At 59.4% G+C, this 3,122-nt stretch carries 4 protein-coding genes; 3 read left to right on the forward strand and 1 reads right to left on the reverse strand.

Annotated elements, in window-relative coordinates; translation table 11 throughout:
- On the reverse strand, window positions 1–257 hold a 257-nt coding region (locus tag VJV58_RS13570), incomplete at its 3' end, for an ABC transporter substrate-binding protein (RefSeq protein ID WP_324137866.1).
- A 213-nt stretch (window positions 258–470) separates the two neighbouring features.
- Here VJV58_RS13570 and VJV58_RS13575 point away from each other — a divergent pair.
- The 3 genes from VJV58_RS13575 (at window position 471) to VJV58_RS13585 (ending at window position 3,088) form a co-directional block, all read left to right on the forward strand.
- On the forward strand, window positions 471–884 hold the full coding sequence (locus tag VJV58_RS13575) for a Zn-ribbon domain-containing OB-fold protein (protein WP_324137867.1): 414 nt from the start codon (window positions 471–473) through the stop codon (window positions 882–884).
- 5 nt (window positions 885–889) lie between these two features.
- Entirely contained in the window at window positions 890–2,029 is a 1,140-nt protein-coding gene (locus VJV58_RS13580; RefSeq protein WP_324137868.1) for a thiolase C-terminal domain-containing protein, read from the forward strand.
- 138 nt (window positions 2,030–2,167) lie between these two features.
- Window positions 2,168–3,088: an SDR family oxidoreductase gene (locus VJV58_RS13585; RefSeq protein WP_324137869.1), complete on the forward strand. Its 921-nt coding sequence runs from the start codon at window positions 2,168–2,170 to the stop codon at window positions 3,086–3,088.
- The last annotated feature ends 34 nt before the right edge of the window (window positions 3,089–3,122 follow it).

Raw genomic sequence — 3,122 nt, forward strand, 5'->3', positions numbered from 1 at the left:
GTATTGCTTTGGTCGTCGTAAGCGACAAGCTTGACCGGTATCTTCTTGTCGAACGCCTTCACATACACTCCACCATCCGCATTTTTCTGGTCGATCCAGAGTTTCAGGGCGCTATGAACCGGCATCGAAATCGACGCGAAGCGTCCGGACGACGCATATAGCGTGCCGATCTTGATTTCGGCTGGTGCATCCGCAGCAAGAGCCTGTGTAGCTAAAGACAAGCCTGCGGCCAGCACTGCGCCGGTGAACTTCAACATGGAATCCTCCAATTTTCTTGCTTCTCGAAGTCAATCTAGCGCGCCGGATGATAGCGGCACAAGCGCTGCCCCATTAGACAATGGTGCGCGTGCCGGAATACGCCCCATGCATAAGCTCACGATGGATGGACCGTTGACGCCGGGCCATCCGATGTCGCATCAAGGCCGGAACCGACGGACCGCAGCGAGACCGCTGAGGGAGGATCACTGACCATGGCTGAACCCGCGCGCGCAAGACCGAAGCCGACTCCCGAGACCCAGCATTTCTGGGACGGTACACGGGCCGGCGAACTGCGCCTGCAGCGGTGCGATGCCTGCGCCAACGTCTATTTTCCGCCACGCCCGTTCTGCCCAGCCTGCGCCTCGCGCAAGGTCAGCGTCTTCAAGGCGAGCGGCAAGGGGAAGCTTTACAGCTATGTCATTAATCATCGGCCCGCCGCGCCCGGATTCACGCCGCCTTACGCCATCGCGGTGGTAGAGCTTGAGGAAGGCCCGCGGATGATGAGCAACATCGTCGATTGCCCGCAAACGCCGGAAGCGCTGGAACTCGACATGAAGCTTGAGATCGCGTTCGAAAAGCTCGATGACGCGATCACGCTTCCCCTTTTCCGTCCGGCAAAGGGCTAATCGCGATGCGCAGGAATCAAGTCGCCGTGGTAGGTGCCGCCGAAACCACCGAACTCGGCGTTATTCCCAACATGTCGCAGATCCAGTTGCATGCGGACGCGGCGCTGAACGCGATCGCCGACGCAGGGCTGAAATTGTCCGACATCGATGGCATCGCTACTGCGGTCGAGACGCCGCAGCAGATCGCGCATTATCTCGGAATCACGCCGACATGGGTCGACGGAACGTCTGTAGGTGGCTGCTCGTTCATGCTGCACGTTCGTCATGCCGCGGCGGCCATCGAGGCCGGGCTTTGCAAAACGGTCCTGATCACTCACGCCGAAAGCGGCAAGTCCATGATCGGAAAGCAGCCGCGCTCGACGCCGCCTGACAGCCTGAACGGGCAGTTCGAGTCCCCATTCGGCGTGTACGGTCCGCCGAGTATGTTTCCTATTCCTGTACTTCGGTACATGAAGACCCACGGCATCACCCATGAGCAGCTTGCCATGGTCGCGGTTGTGCAGCGGGAATGGGCGGCGAAGAACCCGCGCGCGACCATGAAGGCCCCGATCACTGTAGACGACGTGCTGAACTCGCGGATGATCGCCTATCCGTTCCGTATCCTGCAGTGCTGCCTGGTGACAGATGGCGGCGGCGCGCTGATCCTCACCAGCGCCGATCGCGCCAAGGACTTTCCGAAAAAGCCCGTTTACATCCTTGGCACTGGTGAGAGCGTGGAAACACCGATGGTTAGCCAGATGAAGACCTTCGACAGTTCGCGCGCCTTCAAGGTCGCGGGTCCGCTCGCGTTCAAGGAAGCCGGGATTGCGCACAAGGATGTCGATCACCTCATGATCTACGATGCCTTCGCGCATCTGCCGCTCTATGGACTCGGCGATCTCGGCTTCATGCCGCATGAAGAGGTCGGACGGTTTATAGCCGACGGCAATACAAGGCCTGGCGGCAAACTGCCGCTCAACACCAATGGTGGCGGCCTTAGCTATATGCATTCGGGCATGTATGGGATGTACGCGCTTCAGGAAAGCGTGCGGCAGATGCGCGGCACCGCGCCGGCGCAGGTCCCGGGCGCGAAAATATCGGTTTGCCATGGGGTCGGCGGCATGTTTGCGGCCAGCGGCACCATCATTTTTACAAATGAGCTTTAGCAGGGCTTCTCGTATCCGGAACAGTCCGTGACGACCATACCTGAGGTGCGCGATAGCGCGGGAATCCAGATGCCGGTTGCCGGGCTCTGCGTTTCTTGGAGATACGAGAATAACAAGCAATCGGCAGCGGGAGCATCCATGGCGCAGGGCAAATCACTTGAAGGTAAATCCATCGTCGTCACCGGAGCGGGCCGCGGCATCGGCCGTGAGATCGCCCTGCTTTGCGCGGCTGAAGGCGCCAAGGTGGTTGTTAACGATCCCGGCGTCGCCGCTGACGGTTCGGGATCGAATGCCTCCCCTGCCGAAGAGGTGGTTGAGGAGATCAAGAAGCGGGGCGGCACTGCGGTTGCGAATTTCGAAACCGTTGCCGAAGCAATTCCTGCCAGCAAGATCGTCAAGACGGCGGTCGACAGTTTTGGCAAGCTCGATGGTGTCGTTAATAACGCCGGCATCCTGCGCGACGCGATTTTTCATCGCATGAGCATCGATGCGTTTGAGTCCGTCATCAAGGTGCATCTCATGGGCTCATTCTACGTCTCGCACGCCGCGGCGCGACTGTTCAGGGAGCAGGAAAGCGGTTCGTTCGTTCATTTCACGTCGACGTCGGGTTTGGTCGGGAATTTCGGACAGGCGAATTACGCTGCCGCCAAGCTCGGCATCGTCGGGCTCTCCAAATCGATCGCCCTTGACATGAACCGGTTCAACGTCCGCTCGAATTGCGTATCACCATTCGCCTGGAGTCGATTGATCGGGACTATTCCGACGGAAACCGAAGCTGAAAAGGCGCGGGTGGCAAAGATTCAGCAGATGGGCCCGGAGAAGATTGCGCCGATCGTGGCGTTCTTGCTCAGCGATGCGGCAAAGGAAGTTACCGGACAGATTTTCGCGGTGCGGATGAACGAGATTTTCCTGATGAGCCAGTCGCGCCCATTGCGCTCGGTCCATCGCGGCGAAGGATGGACGCCGCAAGCCATTGCCGAACATGGTATGCCGGCGCTGAAGTCGTCATTCTACAAGCTGGACCGCTCGGCGGATGTCTTTAACTGGGATGCAGTGTAGCCGGCGCTCGCGCTTAGCATCTAGAGTCCGCGCG

The organism is Bradyrhizobium sp. (assembly GCF_035273305.1).
GTDB lineage: Bacteria > Pseudomonadota > Alphaproteobacteria > Rhizobiales > Xanthobacteraceae > Bradyrhizobium.

Bases quoted from the DNA above. Each gene is read 5' to 3' on its own strand.
- VJV58_RS13580 (WP_324137868.1), top strand. From the start codon at position 890: ATGCGCAGGAATCAAGTCGCCGTGGTAGGTGCCGCCGAAACCACCGAA.
- VJV58_RS13585 (WP_324137869.1), top strand. From the start codon at position 2,168: ATGGCGCAGGGCAAATCACTTGAAGGTAAATCCATCGTCGTCACCGGA.
- VJV58_RS13575 (WP_324137867.1), top strand. From the start codon at position 471: ATGGCTGAACCCGCGCGCGCAAGACCGAAGCCGACTCCCGAGACCCAG.